At 59.5% G+C, this 18,357-nt stretch carries 16 protein-coding genes; 6 read left to right on the forward strand and 10 right to left on the reverse strand.

Annotated elements, in window-relative coordinates; genetic code table 11:
- The first annotated feature begins 93 nt into the window (after positions 1–93).
- Together J2741_RS10450 and J2741_RS10455 are read left to right on the forward strand one after the other, a co-directional pair.
- Positions 94–1,440 carry a mannose-1-phosphate guanylyltransferase/mannose-6-phosphate isomerase gene (locus J2741_RS10450; protein WP_245249488.1) on the forward strand — a complete coding sequence of 449 codons (1,347 nt, stop codon included), beginning with the start codon at positions 94–96 and terminating at the stop codon, positions 1,438–1,440.
- 235 nt (positions 1,441–1,675) lie between these two features.
- Entirely contained in the window at positions 1,676–2,731 is a 1,056-nt protein-coding gene (locus tag J2741_RS10455; RefSeq protein WP_209675195.1) for a DUF2117 domain-containing protein, read from the forward strand.
- Between the two features lie 149 nt (positions 2,732–2,880).
- Here the strand turns inward: J2741_RS10455 and J2741_RS10460 are convergent, their stop codons facing one another.
- Complete coding sequence (locus J2741_RS10460; RefSeq protein WP_209675659.1) at positions 2,881–4,560, reverse strand: ATP-dependent DNA ligase; 1,680 nt, start codon at positions 4,558–4,560, stop codon at positions 2,881–2,883.
- A gap of 139 nt (positions 4,561–4,699) precedes the next feature.
- Here J2741_RS10460 and J2741_RS10465 point away from each other — a divergent pair, with 139 nt between their 5' ends.
- Complete coding sequence (locus J2741_RS10465; protein WP_209675196.1) at positions 4,700–5,902, forward strand: hypothetical protein; 1,203 nt, start codon at positions 4,700–4,702, stop codon at positions 5,900–5,902.
- A gap of 12 nt (positions 5,903–5,914) precedes the next feature.
- Here J2741_RS10465 and J2741_RS10470 read toward each other — a convergent pair whose 3' ends face one another.
- The 5 genes from J2741_RS10470 to J2741_RS10490 all read right to left on the reverse strand — a co-directional run bounded on the left by J2741_RS10470 (position 5,915) and on the right by J2741_RS10490 (position 9,737).
- On the reverse strand, positions 5,915–6,703 hold the full coding sequence (locus J2741_RS10470; RefSeq protein ID WP_209675197.1) for an MBL fold metallo-hydrolase: 789 nt from the start codon (positions 6,701–6,703) through the stop codon (positions 5,915–5,917).
- A 465-nt stretch (positions 6,704–7,168) separates the two neighbouring features.
- Positions 7,169–8,248 carry an ABC transporter ATP-binding protein gene (locus tag J2741_RS10475; protein ID WP_209675198.1) on the reverse strand — a complete coding sequence of 360 codons (1,080 nt, stop codon included), beginning with the start codon at positions 8,246–8,248 and terminating at the stop codon, positions 7,169–7,171.
- Positions 8,249–8,252: 4 nt separating this feature from the next.
- Positions 8,253–8,939: an ABC transporter permease gene (locus J2741_RS10480; RefSeq protein WP_209675199.1), complete on the reverse strand. Its 687-nt coding sequence runs from the start codon at positions 8,937–8,939 to the stop codon at positions 8,253–8,255.
- Between the two features lie 147 nt (positions 8,940–9,086).
- Entirely contained in the window at positions 9,087–9,440 is a 354-nt protein-coding gene (locus J2741_RS10485; RefSeq protein ID WP_209675200.1) for a hypothetical protein, read from the reverse strand.
- 93 nt (positions 9,441–9,533) lie between these two features.
- Positions 9,534–9,737 (reverse strand): hypothetical protein, encoded by a 204-nt coding sequence (locus J2741_RS10490; RefSeq protein ID WP_209675661.1) that lies wholly within the window; start codon positions 9,735–9,737, stop codon positions 9,534–9,536.
- 89 nt (positions 9,738–9,826) lie between these two features.
- Between J2741_RS10490 and J2741_RS10495 the strand changes: the two genes are divergently transcribed.
- Complete coding sequence (locus tag J2741_RS10495) at positions 9,827–10,633, forward strand: amino acid kinase family protein (protein ID WP_209675201.1); 807 nt, start codon at positions 9,827–9,829, stop codon at positions 10,631–10,633.
- Positions 10,634–10,642: 9 nt separating this feature from the next.
- Positions 10,643–11,791: a putative sulfate/molybdate transporter gene (locus tag J2741_RS10500; protein WP_209675202.1), complete on the forward strand. Its 1,149-nt coding sequence runs from the start codon at positions 10,643–10,645 to the stop codon at positions 11,789–11,791.
- Positions 11,792–12,146: 355 nt separating this feature from the next.
- On the opposite strand, the gene J2741_RS10505 is transcribed toward J2741_RS10500, so the two are convergent.
- Complete coding sequence (locus J2741_RS10505; protein WP_245249492.1) at positions 12,147–13,106, reverse strand: substrate-binding domain-containing protein; 960 nt, start codon at positions 13,104–13,106, stop codon at positions 12,147–12,149.
- Positions 13,107–13,302: 196 nt separating this feature from the next.
- Between J2741_RS10505 and hisD the strand changes: the two genes are divergently transcribed.
- On the forward strand, positions 13,303–14,556 hold the full coding sequence (hisD, locus tag J2741_RS10510; RefSeq protein ID WP_209675204.1) for a histidinol dehydrogenase: 1,254 nt from the start codon (positions 13,303–13,305) through the stop codon (positions 14,554–14,556).
- A gap of 120 nt (positions 14,557–14,676) precedes the next feature.
- On the opposite strand, the gene J2741_RS10515 is transcribed toward hisD, so the two are convergent.
- Genes J2741_RS10515 through J2741_RS10525 form a run of 3 tightly spaced genes read right to left on the reverse strand, consistent with a single transcriptional unit; the run spans position 14,677 to position 18,357 of the window.
- Entirely contained in the window at positions 14,677–15,195 is a 519-nt protein-coding gene (locus J2741_RS10515; RefSeq protein WP_209675205.1) for a hypothetical protein, read from the reverse strand.
- 56 nt (positions 15,196–15,251) lie between these two features.
- The gene (gene brxD, locus J2741_RS10520) at positions 15,252–16,553 is read right to left on the reverse strand and encodes a BREX system ATP-binding protein BrxD (protein WP_209675206.1); all 1,302 of its coding nucleotides are present in this window, start codon (positions 16,551–16,553) and stop codon (positions 15,252–15,254) included.
- Complete coding sequence (locus J2741_RS10525) at positions 16,537–18,357, reverse strand: tetratricopeptide repeat protein (protein WP_209675207.1); 1,821 nt, start codon at positions 18,355–18,357, stop codon at positions 16,537–16,539. The genes brxD and J2741_RS10525 overlap by 17 nt, the downstream gene beginning before the upstream one ends.

Consider the following 18,357-nt stretch of genomic DNA (forward strand, 5'->3'; position numbering starts at 1 on the left):
TGTTGCGAGGCGGGGGGGCGCCCGGATTGCCCCGGAGAGGGAACGGATAAGAAGGAACAATGTAATAAATTCACGTGACTTGCCATGAATCCGATGAAATCCGTCATTCTTGCCGGCGGTGTGGGGACCCGGCTGTGGCCCCTCTCCCGGACGTATTATCCCAAGCAGTTTCTCCGGATCGACGGGTACTCGCTCTTCCAGGAGACGTACCTTCGCGCCCTCCGGCTCTCGAAACCCGGAGAGATCGTGGTGGTCACGAACGAAGTGCACCAGTACCTGGTGAAGAACCAGGTCGAAGACCTGGGGTACACCATCGGCGACGAGGCAATACTGAAGGAACCGGTGGGAAAGAATACGCTCCCCGCGATAACATGGGCCATGAAGGAGATCGCGGACAGGTTCGGCGACAGCCTGGTGGTGGTCTTCCCGAGCGATCACCACCTTGATCCGGTCGCCGTAGAGGAGATCCGCCGTGCAGCACCTATCGCCGAAGAATTCCTGGTAACCTTCGGGATCCCCCCCTCCCGGCCCCATACGGGATACGGGTATATCTCCCCCGGGACGCCGCTTGCGGTGGGGTGCAGGGTAAGTGAGTTCCGGGAGAAACCCGACCGGGAGACCGCGGAGCGATACATAAAATCCGGGTACCTCTGGAACAGCGGCATCTTCCTCTTCTCCACGCGGAAGTACTTCGAGGAACTGAAAACATACCAGCCCGGGGTGTATGACGCGTTCGCCGGCGACATGCCCGATTACGAGACCCTTCCCTCCCTCTCCATCGATTACGGTCTTTTGGAAAAATCCCCCCGGGTGGCCGTGGTCCCGCTCTCGGCGGAGTGGACCGACCTCGGCACGTTCCGGGCCTGGTACGAGTTCTACCCCCATTCTGCGGAGGACAATGTGGGAGACGCGGAGTACGTCGAATCGCGGAGAAATTTCGTCCACGCCCCGGGTAAGAAAGTGGCGCTCGTCGGGGTGAACGACCTCGTGCTCGTGGATACCGGCGACGCCCTGCTTGCATGCGACCTGGCGTCATCGGAACGGGTGGGGGAGCTGGTGTCGAAGTACCGGGAATCCGGCGACCCTATCGTCGATTTTCACCTCCAGGTGCACCGGCCCTGGGGCAGTTACGTTGAGCTCGAGAAGTCCCGGTTCTTCCGCATCAAGCGGGTGACCGTGAAAACCGGGAAAAAACTCTCACTCCAGATGCACCGGCACCGGAGCGAGCACTGGATCGTGGTAAGCGGGATGGCGGACGTGATGCTTGGTGACCGGACCATCCACCTGAGGCAGGGCGAGAGTACCTACGTCCCTGCAGGGACCATCCATCGTCTCGGTAATTCCGGGAAGATCCCCCTCGAGGTGATCGAGGTCCAGATCGGGGAGTACCTCGAAGAGGACGACATCGTCCGGTTCAGCGACGACTATAACCGTACCTGATCGGTCCCGGGACTCACTGGGGGGGCCGGGAATACCTTTTTAGAGAGAAATCTGGCGCCCCCGGGGCTACTAAATCCGGGAAGCCCGGGAGGAATGCGAATCGCTTTAACATACCGGCAGATCGGGATATCGTGCCGTATAACCCTGGTGTTCCGGCTTGAATGCACAGTCGGAGGGCCATAATCTGCCCGGAAGAGCTTGATTTTATGAATCACAAACAAAGATCAGTGTAGGAATGGTGCCTCCTCCCGACAAGTCCGTCCCTCCGGTCTCCTCATGCCGACTCATCCTTGTAGCCCACGGACCCGAGATCTTCGATAGGGGGGATATGCGGGACCTTGTCCGGGTCCTGGAGCCGGAGAGGGTCCTCGTCGCCGGGGTAATGGCGAGAACCGCGGCAGAAGAGTCCGGTGTCGTCGCGGAATTCCCGGGACTCCCGCCGAGCATCGTACTATCGCGCGCCGGACCCGGGGCGGTGCTGGTCAACCGGGGAAAGACCCCGGATTCGGGCCGGATCTTCGGGGAGCTCGTGGCATCGCGGCTTCCCGGGAGGGGGCTGGTCCAGGTGGAGTGTTCCGACGCGACCGTGTACGTCTGGGACGGAGGTGACCAGGCACATGCCGGACGGATCGCGAGCCTCCTGGGATTCCGGCAGGTAGCGGCCCGGGTCCGGGAACACACCGGGGGAGAGGTCAGGAAGATCCGTGGGTGCCTGCCCGGCGAGGCGGTCTACCTCAACGGGATTGTGATAGGGACCGCAACCGGTGGAGATGTGCTGCTGGAATGCCGGAACGGGCTGATAGTGCCGCGGGCGGGGATAAGGACAAAGCCCCATGGGCTCGAGAAGGCGCTCCGGACCGGTCCTGTGGACCTCTCCTGTGCCTGGTGCAAGAGCGGACCGGTGCGCATGACGACACCCGGCAGTATCGGGAAGGGCAGGCCGACAGGGAGAGTCATCCTGGTGGACCACTGCGCTCACGAGGTCTATGGGCACCTCTTTCCGGAAACATGCGGGATGGTGACGGTCGGAGACGATACCACCGCGGTGTGTGCCCATATCGGGGCCCATCTCGGTATCCCCGTGCTCGGGATCGTCGACGGGGACGCGGATAGCATCGTCCCGGCGGCGTTCGCTCCCGGTTCGGTTGTTGTTCACACCACGCGGGAGAGGGACGACGACCTCGGCAGGGAGGTGGCGGGGTGGATCGATTCCCGCGACGTCGAATGGACCGTATTCCGGGACGACGTGCTGACCCGCCTGGAGGGCCGGGTCCGTGTGATATGGCCATGACATGCGAATGGATGACCCCTGAAAAGACTGCCGGACCGCAATGGATTACCCGGTCCGGGATTCGAAACAGAACGGCCCGGGCCCGTGTTGTCGCCGGGCAACGTTACAGGTTACCGGAAAACCCCGATAATGAGAGTATAGGTTCCCGATTATTTTGACTGGTTCCGGTATCGTTCCCTGACGGAATCGAGGGTCTCTATCTCGTCCACAGACTTGTCGTCCCGGATGCGGATGAACCGGGGGAACCGGAGGGCGAACCCGCTCTCGTAATTCGGGCTCTTCTGGATCTCTGAGTACCCTATCTCGAAGACGAGACCCGGCTCGAAACTGACCTCTTTTCCCTGGCTCGCGATGACCCGGTCCTTGAGGAGATCGAATACCTCCCCGAGCTGTTCATCGGAGAACCCGGTTGCGACCTTCGAGAGGGGAGTCAAATCTCCCTGTTCGTCCTGGCAGGCAAGGAGGAACGACCCGAAATAGTGGGCCCGCTTCCCTTCGCCCCAGTCCGCCCCGATCACCGCGAGGTCCAGAGTGTCCACCGAGGGCTTTATCTTTATCCAGTTCTTGCCCCGGACGCCGGGGGTGTACGGTGACGCGACCACCTTGAGCATGATCCCTTCGTGGCCTGCATCGAGGGCCTGCTGGTAAAACGTCTCCACTTCCGCGGGGTCGTCGCTCACCAGCTGGGGGGCGACATGGGCGTTCATGGCCGATTCCAGCTTCGCCCGTCGCTCTGAGAGCGGAAGGTCGATCAGAGTCTCTCCGTCGAGGTAAAGGATATCGAAGACGTGGGGGATCAGCCGGATCTCTTCCCGCATGGATTCGACCCCGTATTTTCGCCTGAAACGCCGGAGCACCGTCTGGAAGGGCAGAGGTTTTCCGTCCCGGACTGCAATGACCTCGCCGTCGAGAATGACGTCGTGCCCGGTCGCGGATTCAAGAGCCTCGATAATGTCGGGCAGGGCAGTGGTCACGTCTTCGAGTTTCCGCGAGTAGAGCCCGGAGGCATCTTTCGACCTGTGGAACTGGAACCTGCTCCCGTCGTATTTGAATTCGGCGGCGACTGCCCCGTTATCCCGGATGGTTTCACCGATGGTCCCCTGCTGGGCGAGCATCATCTTGACCGGGTGGAAGAGGCGTATGTGCACGTCCTCTAATGCCCGGGCACCGGTCCTGGCCAGGATCGCGACCTCCCCGAGGTCGTTGATGGCCTGGTAGGCATGCTCCACGAGGGAAGGCTCGACCCCGAAGCCGCGGGCGATGGCGTCCCGCATATTCCCTTCTCCCATCCCGATCCGCAGGTCCTCCATCAGCAGCCTGGCGAGGTATCGTCCTTCGAGCGGAGTGATGTTCTGAAAGAGGTTCTGGATGTGGGAGAGCTTCGCCTGCTGGGACGACTTCCCCCCCGCCTCCGCGATCGCGGTGAACTCGCGGAAGACCGCGGGGAGATCGAAGTCCTGGGGAAAGAGCGACTGCTGGATCGTTGCCGTACCGGTGCGGCCACCTGCTCCCGACCCCTCGATCTTCTTCCGGGTCAGGATCTTCTCAACCGCAAGTCCCACATCACCGAGGCGGTTTATCTCTCCGATCACGTCCTCCCGCGTGCCGTCCACCACGAACGTGATCGCATCGTAGAGAAGGTTTGGCCCTATACCGAGTTTCAGAGGGCTCCAGTCGGGAAAGATCCTCCCCGAGATGAACCTTACAAAGAGGGGTAGTTCCCGGTCGTCCAGCGAGGGGAGAACCCCGGCTACCAGGTCGATCATCTCAAGCCTTCCACTGATCTTCTCCAGTTGCTCGCAATAGCGTGCAAATTCCAGTAACTGCATCCCGGTCCTGCACCACATTTCTCTTCTTCACCGGATAAGATTTCTCTTCGGTTGTGCCGGGAGAAGGGACGCGTTGTACGGCCCGGAAAACTCCCACAAACAATCTCATTTTTTATACCCCTACGATTCATGTACCGTTATGGATGAGGAATGGCAGCCGGATGCCATCATCGACCTCAAAATAGGCGAGGTAAAAAAAGATCTCTACGAGTACGTGGAGAAGAACCCGGACAAGATAGATTCCAACATCCCGATCTTTTTCGGGCACGTGGTGGCGATCCTCGAAAAGTCCTTTCCCCATATGAGCGACGCCGCACACGACCGTTTCATCGACGATATCACCGTGAAGGTCCTCCTCGGGAGCCCGCACGCCACGGACGTCGATTACATCGAGAAGCTCTTCCGCCACGCGATCCGGACCAGGAGGCGACCCACGGGAAGAGCGCTCTTCGATATCATCCTCGGGATCAAGATGATCGATCTCGGGCGGTACAACGAAGCGGTCGAGATCCTGATGAAGTACCGGACCCTCGATGCGATCGTCTGCACCGCGATCGCATACAGCTACCACGTCCTCGCCGGGGAATTGCAGGGCGGCGGGGAACGCCCCGCAAAGGCCACCCCGAGCCAGATGGACCTGAATGCACGGGAGCAGATGATCGAGCTCGCCCGCCTCCGGCCCCCGGTGAACCGGTTGAAATTTCCCCAGGTAGTCCAGGACCTGCGGGTGAACAAGATCTTCTGGTACATGCTCAGGCTGGGGATCGAGTGGTTCCCCCACGAGCAGGAATTTTTAAAGATCGGCCTGGAGAAAGCAAAAAAAGATGGAAACCGGGAGATGAGGGGGGAATTGCTGAAGATCGCTTCAGAGCGGTACTACAACGATATGTTCTTCCTCCGGGAGCTCTATCACTTCAAGCTCGAGGCGCGGGACCTCGGGGGAGCCACTGCCGTGGTCCGCCAGATGATGCAGCAGCACCCCGAGGAACTCGAACCGATTTATTACGGGATGCAGCTCTCGATCCTTTCGTCCCAGAACACCGCGTACCACCAGTTCCGGTCCGCGGCAATCTCGAAGAAGATGCCCGTCTCCCTGATACTCCTGCTCGATTGTGCATTTGTAGTGATGTCGGGGCAGCAGAACGACGTCACCGCCTGCATGGAGGACATGAAGAGGAAGATGACCGGGAAGAATCATTACCTGACCCTCATCGAGTACACGGTGCACGATATCTTCTCCGGAGATGATAAAAGAGTCAAAGCGGCCCGGAAAGCGTTCCTCGATTCGCTGGACCAGTACTGCCTGAAACAGATAGGGATGAAAGAGGGAATCGAGCTCTGAACACCGCCGCGGCTACAGGGTTATCCGTTTCGGCCAGGGGTGAGCGCATCCGGGATTAGTGGCGACGGTGATCTCCACGTGGTCGATGAACAGGCCGGCCCCCTCCCTTGCACTCGCGAGCGCCCTGTCGGGGGTATTATTAGTCTCGCTCAGGTGGGCGAGCATGATCTTCCCCACCCCTGAGGAGAGTTCTTTTATGCAGGCTGCGCAGGCGTTATTGGACAGGTGCCCCCGTTTCGATCGGATCCTCCGCTTCAGCATCTCGGGATATGGCCCGTTCTGGAGCATGGAGGGGCAATGATTACTCTCCAGGATCACCCCGTCGCACCGGTTCAATACGTCCATCACCGGGGCGGTGATCACCCCGGTATCGGTACAGACCCCGATGGAGAGGTCGTGATCGGTGACACAAAATCCGCACGGTTCCCGGGCATCGTGCGAGGTCTCGAAGGGTTCTATCTCGAAGTCCCCGATCCGGAAAATGTCGTGGTACCCGCAGGTGATGGTCTTCACCGGACTTTTTGCGGTCTTTCTCCGGACCAGGAATTCCGTGAGCGTCCCTTCGGTGGCGCACACCGGTACGTCGAGGGAACGGGCAAGGGTATCAACCCCTTTCAGGTGGTCGGTATGCTCGTGCGTGACCAGAATAGCGGAGACAAGGCCGGGATCTCCTCCCGCGTCCTTCAACCGGGTCAGGATCTCCTTTCGCGAAAGGCCGGCATCGATGATCAGCGCTCCACTGCTTCCCTCCAGGTAGAGGCAGTTACCGCTGCTCCCGCTGGCAAGGACGATGCACCGCATTGCTGCAGAATAGTAAGAGCCCTTCTCCATTAAGGGTAGCGTATCGGGACCATGTCAGGCGGCAGCAGGACCGGGGCCGAAAATTGATGAAGGCCCGGTATCGGACCTTCAAGAGAGGTAACGTGACGGTGAGGTGCTCCCCGGGGGAGGAGGGCACGCGCCGGTAGTGACGGTGAAGCATGAACGTAGTATTCAGGGACAGGAAATCCGGGAATCATCTGGCGCGTAGTCGGCGAAAATCAACTCCCCGATGATCGGGGCCGGAGGTGAATCTGCGGTTGCCTGTTCGTCAATTACTTTCACATAGCTTCTCCAAGAAATTAAGTTAATTTGATCACTCTTAAAATTTTTTACACGGGGTCTCAATCCGTGCCGCCGGAATTTCCGGTCACGGAGCAGGACAATGAGAGGGATTTTGGCGTGTGCAGCGGACATTGCGAAAAAGGGGGGGTGATTAAGGAGAAATCAGCGGTTCTTCTCCTCGCGGGCGACATAGATCGCGCTCGCCTTAAATGAGATATACACTTCCTGCCCCTTTGCTATGGTGAGGTCCTCGAACGATCGCCTGGTGATCAGCGAGGTAAGGACCGGCCCGCAATCCACTTTGAGTCTCACCATGCTCCCCATCGGGGTTATCTCCTTCACGGTTCCCTGCACGAGATTCCTTGCGCTTCCCCGATCGGTTCCCGAGGTGATCCATATCTCTTCGGGCCGGAGGTACAGTCTTACCTTCGTGAGGGGTGGAAGATCGGATACCGCCTGGATCGGCAATCCTGCAACATCGATGGTGGCGAGCCCATCCGACACCGTTGTTACTTCCCCTTCGAGAACGTTGTCGACCCCCACCATACGGGCGACATGGAGGCTCGCAGGTTTGTAGAAGATCTCGTAGGGTGTCCCTACCTGGCCCAGGGTGCGGTCGATGATGACCGCCATCCGGTCCGCGAGCCGTTGCCCCTGGACCATGTCGTGGGTGGAGAGAATGATCGTCACCCCGAACCTGCGGTGGATCTCGAAGATGAGGCTCTCCGCTCTCTCGGTGGAGATGGGGTCGAGGTTGGCGGTGGGCTCGTCGAGCAGGAGTATCTCCGGCCGGGTGACGATCGCCCGGGCGATCGCGACCCTCTGAAGTTCCCCCCCTGAGAGTGTCACTGCTTTTCTCTCCTCGTATCCCCCGAGCCCGACGAGCTCAAGGGCCTCGGGAACCCGGGCGGAGATCTCCTCCCGGGAGACGTGCCTGAATACGAGCCCTATTGCAACGTTCGAGAACACGTCCCCCCGGAGAGGAAGGGGTTTTTGGAACACCATGCTCATCCTCCTCCGGAGGGCCGTACGCGCCCGGTCTCCCACGGGTTCCTCTCCCTCGAACAGGATCTTCCCCGAGGTCGGGGTGTCAAGCAGGTTGATCAGGCGGAGGAGGGTGGTTTTTCCGGTCCCTGAAGGCCCGATAAATGAAAATACCTCGCCTTTCCTGATCTCGAGACTGATATCCTCGACGACCTTTTTTTCACCGAAATACTTGGACATATGGGAGAGTTCAATCATCCTGTCACCTGCTCTGGAAGAAATACACGATCGACATGACGATCAGCGCGATCAGGAGGAGGATGATCCCGAGCGCGATGGACAGGGGGATATCTCCGATGGAGGTCTCCAGTGCGATCGCGGTTGTAAGTATCCGGGTATATCCCTTGATGTTCCCCCCGAGGATCATCGCTGCGCCGACCTCGGATATTGCCCTCGAAAACCCCAGCGCCACACCTCCCAAAATGGCATAACGTGCTTCCTTTATGATGGTAAAGATGGTCTGGGTCTGGTCCGCCCCGAGGGAGACGATCGCGTCCTGCATACTCCGGGAGACCCCCGAGAGTGCGATGAGAGTCATCCCGATCATCAGGGGAACGATGAGAACGGTCTGTCCAATGATCATTGCGGTAGGGGAGAACAGGAGGCCGAACGACCCGAGTGGTCCCGCCCGTGAAAGGAGCAGGTAGACGAAGAGCCCGGCGATAACGGTCGGGAGGGCAAATAATGTCTGTATGATGGTGATAAGGACTTTTTTCCCACCGAACTGCCTGAAATGGATCAACCCTCCGAGGGGGATTGCGATCACGGAAGCGATGAGTGTGGCGGTCAGGGAGATATACAGGGACCTGATAGTGATGTCGACGACTTCCGGGTTGAGGGATACGATTAACTCGAACGCCTGTATGAATCCCTGCGCAATCTCGTCCATGCCTCACCCGAAGAAGATGGAATTGTCCTCCTGGAAAAAGGACAATTAATCAAGGATATTCTTATACAACCCTTTTGTTATGAATATTCCTATAACACGCCGATAAAAACAGACACAAATGGTTAACCTGCTGGTGTACCAACTGGTTCAGCTGGCTCCCGACGACCGTTCGATAAGCCTGGCCAGCAGTTCCTCCCCCAGGATCGCGATCGCCTCGTTCCGGTAGTCCCTGTTCATCAGGTCCAGGTACCTCCTGGTCCCGAGCGGCGTGGTGAGGATACCCACCCGTTCCGCACGGGTGACGAGTCGCTCCTGTTCCATCATCCCGAAGTAGGGGAGGACGTAATAATGGGGGACTTTAAGAAAATCGGCAAGACTGCGGGTGGTCGGGAATTTTATCAGGACATCCGAGGGGGTGAAGGTTATGGTTACCGCCCGGTCATGGAGCAGATGTATTCTCAGTGCCGCATCGAATACCTGGTCAATTCCCATTGCCGCCATAGTAGTAATGTTTCGGCGTCAGGTGTCTTAAAGAATCGGAGATCGGGTGATTACCGATCCCTTCGGATCCCTGACCAATGAGAAACCGGAAGATCAGTGTTTTTGCTTTTCCGCGTCGGGGATCTCCTCGAACCACACGATCTCGGCCCCGACATCCTTTGCGATCTCTTCCAGTTCGAATTTCCTCCAGTGGGTGAGCTCCATCTGGATCTCCCCCCCGGTCACCGCGACGACGCGGTACATGGGTTGCTTGACGCCCTCGCCGACCTTCATCCTCGGCCGGACATAGATCTTCATCTTCGCCATTTTCAATCACCTGGTATATCAGTTGTTTTGTACATCATATTGGTTACCCATTTATGCGATATAAACCTATCCTGAATGGCATGAGGCGAAGGTTCGAGGTCGAGAGCAGGCTGAAGGGTGAATCGCTGGTGAGACGGGAGATGCTCAGGTCGGTCTCCCCATCGGACCAGATCCGGCTGCTGCCGGATATGACGGTGGTCAAGATCGGCGGGCACGGGGTAATCGACTATGGTAAGGAGGTGCTGCTCCCCCTGGTCAGGGAGATAGGTGAACTCTCCCGGGAACACCAGCTCCTGGTGGTGACCGGAGGGGGGGTCCGGGTGCGTCACATCCTCGACATCGGGCTCGATCTCGGAATGCCTACAGGGGTGCTCGCGGAACTCGCGGGCAAGATCTCCGAACAGAATGCCACCATGATGGCTATCCTCCTCTCGCCCTACGGGGGGACGAGGATCCATACCGCAGATCTCCTCGAACTGCCCACCCTCCTGAAACTCGGCGTCCTGCCGGTCATCCAGGGCACCCCGCCCTACGGCCTCTACGAACAGCCGGCCGAGATCGGGGCGATACCCCCGAACCGGACCGATACCGGCGCATTCCTTGCCGCCGAGGTGCTCGGGGCAAAGGCCCTGGTCCTCGCAAAGAACGTTGACGGTCTCTACACGAAGAATCCCCTCATGTACGACGACGCCGAGTTTATTGCGGATATCACAGCCCAGGAACTTCTGGACCTGGATCTCGATGACCTGGTCCTCGAACCGAGGGCCGTGGAACTCCTCCGTTATACCAGGAACTTAAAGGAGATCCGGATCGTCAACGGGCATGTCCCGGGGAACGTCACCCGGGCAGTGAAAGGCGAGACACTGGGTACGGTCATCCGGGCATAACGGTGCTGCATGGCAGATCCGGCCGATCCCGCGATTGAAAGTAAACCTTCGCCCTACGCGCTCAGGTTCGGGATCTCCGAACTCGCGGGGAGTCTCGGGGACTTCGGGACGATCATCCCCTTAATTCTCGGCGTTTCCCTCGTTTCCGGGATGGACGCGGGATATATCTTCCTCTTCTTCGGGATATGGTTCATCATCGTGGGGCTGTATTACGGCCTTCCCATACCGGTCGAGCCCATGAAGGTGATCGCCGTGGTCGCGATCGCCCAGGACATGGGTGCCGGGGAGATCGCCGCGGCCGGGCTGATGCTCGGGGTGCTCTTCCTGCTGCTCGGGTACGGCACCATACTCACGACCATCGAGAAGTGGATCCCGCGAAGCGTTATCAGGGGAATACAGTTCGGGCTCGCGCTCCTCCTGATCAGGACCGCGATCGGGTTCCTGATCCCCGACCCCTTCGCGTTCGTCGCCGGGATGGCCATCATAGTTGCGGGATTTTTCATTGCCCGGAGGATGAAGGCGCCTGACCTGTCGTCCCTCGTGCTTATCGGGGTCGCGATAGGGGTGGGAGTATATCTCAACGGGATCCCCACCCCCACGCTCCTCTCCGTACCGCACCTGGTCATCCCCCCGCTCGACGTATATCCCGGGGCTCTGGTGACGCTTGTCGCCCCCCAGGCGGTACTGACCGTGACCAACGCCATCCTGGCCACAGCCCTCCTCTCCCGGGACCTTTTCTCTCCGGGGGTTGACTCGCCGAAACTGTCCAGGACTATCGGATTGATGAACCTGCTCTCCGTTCCTTTCGGCGGGATGCCGATGTGTCACGGTGCGGGAGGGCTCGCAGGCCAGTACCGTTTCGGCGCCCGGACCGGAGGGGCGAATATTTATGCGGGGCTAATCCTCCTTGCGGTCGCCCTTGTCTTCGCAGGCCCGGGTTTCCTGGATATCATATCGTCAGGTTTTTACGCAGCGCTGTTGGTCTTCGTCGCGATAGAACTGTTCATCCACGGTATGAAAACGGATTCTTACCCGGTGACAGGGGTGGTGGGAATCGTCGCCCTCGCGACCTCCATGACTGCGGGCTTCGTGGCAGGCATGATCCTCGCCTACCTGCTCCCGAAGCCCTACGGGGTCCGGGAGAAGAAGGAATCGTGATTTTTTCCCGGGGGCCTCCGACGGACCCTGATCGGTAGCCGGAGCACAGACGACCCGCGATTATAAGTTTCACTCTACGCCAGGTGCCGTGAGCGAACCGCACGGGTGTTATAGAATTTAGACCGCCCGGCTATTCGATAAAAAAGCCCCCGGTCACAGACCCTGTGCCTGTCGGGTCGGGGAGCCGCAGGGAGGTTTCGCCCTGAAGCATGATAAAAAAATCAGTATCCTTCTTCGTTCGCGATCCCGCTGAGATGCGGTGAAATGTAAATCCCAGATTTAATTGGAAGATCGGGGAGTCCGACAGGGCCCGATGCATCACGAAAGCGAGAAAAAGGGAAAATGGGAGGAACCCTCACGCCTTGGTGGGGGCCACCGAGGGCATCAGCAGGGTTGCCGGGGATGAGCAGTCGCAGTTGAACTGGCTGCAGTTCCCGAACATCGGGGTGAACAGCGGTTTTCCGTACTTGGATACCCCGTACTCCCCGATCGCGGTCTGGGTGTCAGGGGAGATCATCCAGTCGACGAATTCGTTTCCGAGCTCGAGTTTCTGCGGGGTGACCCCGGGGTAGTACACGGTCATGACCGAGTACCTGTTCAGCAGTGACGCGCCCGAGGAGATGACCGGTACCAGGTCGAGCTGGCCCTTGTATGCAAGGAACGTGCCTTCATCGGTGAGAGTGTAGGCACCCTTCTCGCTTGCCAGCTGGAGCGTCGCTCCCATTCCCGAGCCGGCTTCAACGTACCAGTTGCCCGATCCCTCGACCTGGGTGGCATAGTCGAGCTTTGCATTCTTCCAGATGGCCTTTTCCGCGGAGTGAGTCCCGGAGTTGTCACCGCGGGAAACGAAGAATACTCCGGGGGTACCTGCCATACCCTGTTCGCGTATCTTTAAGAACGCCTCTTCCGGGGTCAGGTTCGCCACACCCGCAGGATCATCCGCCGGTCCTACGATGATGAAGTAATTGTACGCAAAGCACCGGGAGTTCAGGCCCGAACCGTTTGCGATGAATGCCGCTTCCTGTGCAGGAGAGTGCACGGCGAGGATGTCGGCGTCGCCGTTGATGGCGAGTTCGATCGCTTTACCGGTTCCCTGGGAGGTGATCAGCAGCTTGACATCGTGCGTGCTTTCGTACATCTGCTGGAGATAGTCCCACAGGCCGGTGTCGTAAAGGCTCGTGGTGGTAGCGATGAGCAGCTGCGGGGTTTCACCCGTGGCGGCGGTCGGTGTCGGCGTCGCGGTCTGACTTCCGCCGGGGGCGGGGGTTGTAGTGCAGCCTGCAAACAAGGCCGCTCCAAGGAGCATTGCTACCATTGCTGTAGCAATAATAAGGAATTTCCGTGTCATGGTCTGACTTCTCACGGTTTAAGCTGTCTGGAAAACATGATTAAAATTTTCATTTAATAATCCATTTGTGTTAAATCAAATGGATTACCAACTGTTACATCAGGTGTACTACCAGGTAAAAGGGAGAAACATTAACAATTCTCCTGGTTGAATGTGATTTGACATGTGGCGAGAGGTAGGAATACAGGACTGGGTCCGCCGGAGGTCCTCCGGGCTGCTCTCCGCCCGGGACGCAGTGGAAGAGATTATAGGAATGGTACGGGAGGGAGGGGATAAAGCGCTCTTCGACCTCACCGAACGGTTCGACAAGCTCCGCCTCGATTCCCTCCTGGTAACGGATTCGGAACGCGACGCCGCATACGGCCAGGTGGACGAGAGGATTATCGAGATGCTTGTGGAAGCCGAGGCCCGTATCTCGCGGTTTCACGAACTCCAGAAGCCGAAGGAGCTCTGGCTCGAGGAGGTCGAGGAGGGGATTACCCTCGGGATGAAGATATCCCCGCTGGATCGGATCGGTGCCTACATCCCAGGCGGGAAGGCAGCCTACCCATCGACCGCACTCATGTGCGTGATCCCGGCGCGGGTTGCAGGGGTCCCCTCGGTATGCTGTTGTACCCCGCCGCCGGTTCACCCGCTTACCATGGTCGCACTGGACATCGCGGGTGCTGACGAGATATACCAGGTCGGGGGGGCCCAGGCAGTCGCGGCGATGGCACTCGGGACCGAGACCATCGACCCGGTGCAGAAGATCGTGGGGCCGGGGAACATCTACGTCACCATGGCAAAGATGATGCTCCGGGAGCACGCGGAGATCGACTTCCCCGCCGGGCCGAGCGAGATCGCGATCCTGGCCGACGAGACCGCGGACCCGGAGTATATCGCCGCCGACATCCTCGCCCAGGCAGAGCACGACCCCCACGCAGCCTGCCTGCTGGTGACTACGGAGGCCGGGATCGCGGATGCCGTGGGGAGACACCTCATCGATCAGGTAGCCGGAGCGAAGAGAGCGGGAATAATCGCAGAAGCGATGGAGAATGCAGGATACGTGCTGGTGGGATCTCTCCAGGAAGGAGTTGACATCATCAACCAGGCCGCACCGGAACACCTTTCAATCCAGGTCGCGGACCCCATGCGGGTGCTCTCCGGGGTTCGTCATGCAGGTTCAATGTTCGTAGGGCCGTATGCCGCGGTCGCCTGCGGCGATTATGCCTCGGGTACGAACCATGTGCTCCCCACCGCAGGATACGCCCATATGCACTCCGGACTCGATGTGCTGCATTTCTGCACCCGGTCCCAGATACAGTTTATAGGACGGGAGGGCCTGGAGAGTATCGGCGATATCGTGGAAACACTGGCCGATGCCGAGGGTCTTTATGCACACGGAGATGCGATAAGGATACGGAGAAGACCGCGGTAGACCGGATTTTTTGGTATTATTGCAGTAAAAGGACCGCAGGATTCCCGGGAAACGCGCCTGGCCCCGGGGATTTTTCCGGTCACCGGGGGTACATTCAGGAGACCCGGGGCACTCCACTGACTATTTTCTGCCCCGGTTCGGCACGACGAAAAGAATTCCCCCCAGCAGGACCGCTCCCACAACCGAGGGGAGTGCGAGGGGCACCGGCGGGGCTTCATCCGGGGCAGAGAAGGTGATGTTGACCGCGGCGTTATCCTGCCGGGACATATGCTGCATATTGACCGGTACACTTACCACATGCACGGTATAGGTCCCGGGGTGAAGTGACCCCACCATGTATCCCGTATTCCATTCGTATTCCCACCGGCCGTCGGGTCCGACATGGGCGGAACTGAAGTAGCCCTGGCCGGCGGGAAGGTTTAAGTTCTCCATGGTCACCCCCCGGGCGTCCAGGCCCGGCCCGGTGACCATGAGGTACACCGCGATGGTATTGTTCATGGAGGTCGTCCCCGATATGAGGACCCGGTCCCCGATCGCGGGAGCTTCGGGGGTCGCCCCTATACTCAGGGCAGCTGATGCACAACCCGTGAAAAATAGAAGGATGAGACAAAACAAAGCCCATATCATGGGTTTTTGCATGCGGTACTTATTCCCCCGTGTAGCCATTGAACCTTTGCATAAGGGATCGTCCCGGATCAGAACTCCACCACCATCACCGCTTCCTCCTCCTGGGTGAGCTCTCCTTTCAGGGCAGAGGCGTCGAACTGGTAGCTGGTCCATGGATCGTAATCCTCGTATAATTCGCATTTATCCAGGACATCGACGAACTCCTTGAGGAAGATACGGGGTATCACGTCCACTCTCCCCCCGAACCGGTTGGTGATCTTCTGGATCATCGCCCGTATGAACCGGTGGGAGACCCTGCTCTTATCGACCTCGGTATACGCCCGCGAGTAGATATCGCAGACTTTCTCGGCTACCTGCTGCAGTTTCTTCGCATCGAACCGGGAGAGGATGATCTGAGGCTGGCGGGGATTCTTGAACTCATCCTTCTGGACGACGGATATCCGGTCGTAAAGTGGCGGAAGCGAACGGATTCCCCGGGGACCTTCGAAGAATGCAGGGGTGCCGGTGAAGAGGAAATAGGTGTGGGGCATCTCCCCCCGGTCTACCGCATCGATGATCCGCTGGAGGGTGGTGTAGCCCTTCTCCCTCTGGTTCCTGGGAAGGGCCTGTGTGTTTTCTACCTCGTCCACTGCGATGGCGAGACCGGCATACCCGGAACCGACGATGATGGTGGTGAACCCCTTCAGGAATGTGAGCGCCACCGATTCGTCGATATCTCCCCGGATCCCCGCTTTTTGTTTGAAGTCCCTCCCGATATTCGGCTCGGCGCATATCCATCCGAGGGCCGCCTGGGCGAGCTGGAAGTCCCCGGCGTTATGGGCCTTGTAATAGGTGCGGAGTGCGGCGGCCATGGAGGTATTCATCTCCGATATTCCCGCGAGCGCATTCTCGATCTCTTTCGCGGTCGCCGTCTCCAGCGCCTGGTCCTCCACGGTGCTTCCGGAGACTTTCATGATCCGCTCCTCGATGCCGAAGAGCCAGGAGTCGATGATGGCTTTGGGGGCGTGTTCCTCCTCCCTGGTCCGCATCGTCGCACATATCTGCTGGTAAATGCCTTTCAGCTTGTAGAGAGGGGTGCTCGCGGAGATGGTCACGTGAGCGGTGACGAATCCCGCCTGCTGGGCAATCTCGAGGGACCTGGCGACCAGGAAGGTCTTTCCGCTCCCGTAGTCCCCCCGGATGAACTTGAGATCCGCCCCTCCCCTTCCGACATAGTCCAGTTGCCGGGCGATTACACCCTCTTCGACATCCACCCCGACCGCAATCCTCGAGAGCCCGCTCGCCGGGACTGTTCCCCTGCGGAGGGCGTTGATGATATTCTCGCTCTCCATGCGCCGGGGGTCCGCGTTCTCCTTACCCGGTATATTCATAGATCTCTCCATTCTCACCAACTCCTTTCTTTTCGATGATCCGAAGCCCCTTTTCCGCTGCTTTCTGGATGATCCTGTTCACCAGCCCCGCGACCCTTCTGGACTGCGCCACGGCCCGGAGATCCATTTCGGTACCCGTCCGGTGTGCCCGGAGGAACTCGAGTATCGCGGTTTCCTTCTCGTCGAGCCCGAGCAGCACCTCCGGCGGGGGAGCGGCGTCCGGGGCCGGTGGAGGCGGAACGGAGACTGGCGGGAGCACCGGGAGATCGGTCAGGCTTCGTGCCTTGCACGCCGCGAGCAGTCCGGTGAAATCGTCCGTCCCAATCTGCGTGGAATAGTGGGGGAGCACATCGAGTCCGCGTAACCCGCACCGTTTTGCCCCGGAGTAGTCCTTCTCCTGGAGACCGGCGCTGCCTTCGACCAGGAGGAGCACGGAGAGGTACTCCAGTCCCAGGGTGGGCAGAGTCTCAACCGTCGAGTCGAGCCTGGCAATAAGCGCTTCCCGGAGCCTTTTGTGCCGGTATATCCCGTTCTTCTCCTCGACCGCAACTCCGGCGAGCATGACCAGGTCACCGGTTTTCCTGAGGTTCTGCAGCACGTAGAGCAGGGTTTTTTCACATTCCCTCCCGTCTCCGTGGCGCTGGAGGAACCTGGCATATTCGATGCCCCCCCGAAGAAAGTCCGCCCTGAAAGAACGGTAGAACCATGCCCTGGCCTCCGTGGTGTCGCCGATCGCCTCATAGAACCTCCCGGCAGCGCACAGGCTTTCGGGATGGGTGTTCCCCAGGACCAGGTCACGGAACCTGTCGAGCGCTTCGGGAACGGGATAGTAGGTCACCAGGTAGTGCCGGTAGCTGTCAAAGAGCCTGGCGAGGAGGTCGGGGTGTTCGAGCCCGGCAAGCTCCTGGCGGATGATGCTCGCGTATATCTCTCCCGCCTCTTCCCGTCTTCCGAGGTCTGCGGCAATCTCCGCATATTCGAGCATATACAGCGGGCCGGGACCGGGTTCCCTCTGTTCGAGGAATGCCCTCCCGGCCGAAAATGCCTCGTCCTCATTCCCCGATGCCCGGAGCAGCCTGAGGTAGTCCCTGCAGAGGGTCGTGTCACCGGCACCTTCGAGGCAATGGGACCGGTATGCCTCACGCGCGGCCTCGCGATCGGTCATGGAAAGGGTGTGCAGGTAGCCGCGGAGGTCGGCAGGGTCACCATGACGGGTATACCGGTCCAGGAGAAGTTCCTGCGCTTTCCGGAACTCTCCGCATGCGATCAGCGCATCGGAGTATTCGGGCATGTCTTCCCTGCCTTTGAGGTGGACCCGGTGCACCTCCAGCGCATCACGGGCCCTCCCCGCCCGGACCAGCGCACCCATCAGCGAGCGGGCGTCGTCCTCCCTCCCCGACCTGGCAAGGAGTGCTTCAAGCACCGGGATCGCCTTTCTCCAGTCCCCCGAACGCATGACCCATGCCGAATATCGCCGGAGGGCCTCCTGGTTCGCCGGATCGAGCCGGACCGCCCTGGCATATGCGGCCACCGCCTCGTCGTCTCCTTTCATCTCCAGGATCCGGCCGAGGTAGCTCTGGACGTGGGAAGATCCCGGGAGGACGCGGGCAAGATCCCTGAAATGAGCCTCCGCATCGTTGTAGCGTCCCATGTAGAAGAGATTGGTGGCACAGAGCACCGCTACGGCCTCGTCTTTTCCATCCGGGGGGAGGGTCATGCAGGCTGCATACGATTCGTCGTAGCGCCCGTCTTCGAAAAGACGAAACGCCTCCCGCTTCCTGGATTCACCCGGTCCGGCCGCCAT

This window comes from Methanolinea mesophila (assembly GCF_017873855.1).
GTDB lineage: Archaea > Halobacteriota > Methanomicrobia > Methanomicrobiales > Methanospirillaceae > Methanolinea_B > Methanolinea_B mesophila.

Coding starts and splice junctions, on each gene's coding strand:
- J2741_RS10450 (WP_245249488.1), top strand. CDS start 94: ATGAAATCCGTCATTCTTGCCGGCGGTGTGGGGACCCGGCTGTGGCCC.
- J2741_RS10455 (WP_209675195.1), top strand. CDS start 1,676: ATGGTGCCTCCTCCCGACAAGTCCGTCCCTCCGGTCTCCTCATGCCGA.
- J2741_RS10460 (WP_209675659.1), bottom strand. CDS start 4,560: ATGCAGTTACTGGAATTTGCACGCTATTGCGAGCAACTGGAGAAGATC.
- J2741_RS10465 (WP_209675196.1), top strand. CDS start 4,700: ATGGATGAGGAATGGCAGCCGGATGCCATCATCGACCTCAAAATAGGC.
- J2741_RS10470 (WP_209675197.1), bottom strand. CDS start 6,703: ATGCGGTGCATCGTCCTTGCCAGCGGGAGCAGCGGTAACTGCCTCTAC.
- J2741_RS10475 (WP_209675198.1), bottom strand. CDS start 8,248: ATGATTGAACTCTCCCATATGTCCAAGTATTTCGGTGAAAAAAAGGTC.
- J2741_RS10480 (WP_209675199.1), bottom strand. CDS start 8,939: ATGGACGAGATTGCGCAGGGATTCATACAGGCGTTCGAGTTAATCGTA.
- J2741_RS10485 (WP_209675200.1), bottom strand. CDS start 9,440: ATGGCGGCAATGGGAATTGACCAGGTATTCGATGCGGCACTGAGAATA.
- J2741_RS10490 (WP_209675661.1), bottom strand. CDS start 9,737: ATGAAGATCTATGTCCGGCCGAGGATGAAGGTCGGCGAGGGCGTCAAG.
- J2741_RS10495 (WP_209675201.1), top strand. CDS start 9,827: ATGAGGCGAAGGTTCGAGGTCGAGAGCAGGCTGAAGGGTGAATCGCTG.
- J2741_RS10500 (WP_209675202.1), top strand. CDS start 10,643: ATGGCAGATCCGGCCGATCCCGCGATTGAAAGTAAACCTTCGCCCTAC.
- J2741_RS10505 (WP_245249492.1), bottom strand. CDS start 13,106: ATGGTAGCAATGCTCCTTGGAGCGGCCTTGTTTGCAGGCTGCACTACA.
- hisD (WP_209675204.1), top strand. CDS start 13,303: ATGTGGCGAGAGGTAGGAATACAGGACTGGGTCCGCCGGAGGTCCTCC.
- J2741_RS10515 (WP_209675205.1), bottom strand. CDS start 15,195: ATGCAAAAACCCATGATATGGGCTTTGTTTTGTCTCATCCTTCTATTT.
- brxD (WP_209675206.1), bottom strand. CDS start 16,553: ATGAATATACCGGGTAAGGAGAACGCGGACCCCCGGCGCATGGAGAGC.
- J2741_RS10525 (WP_209675207.1), bottom strand. CDS start 18,357: ATGGCGGCCGGACCGGGTGAATCCAGGAAGCGGGAGGCGTTTCGTCTT.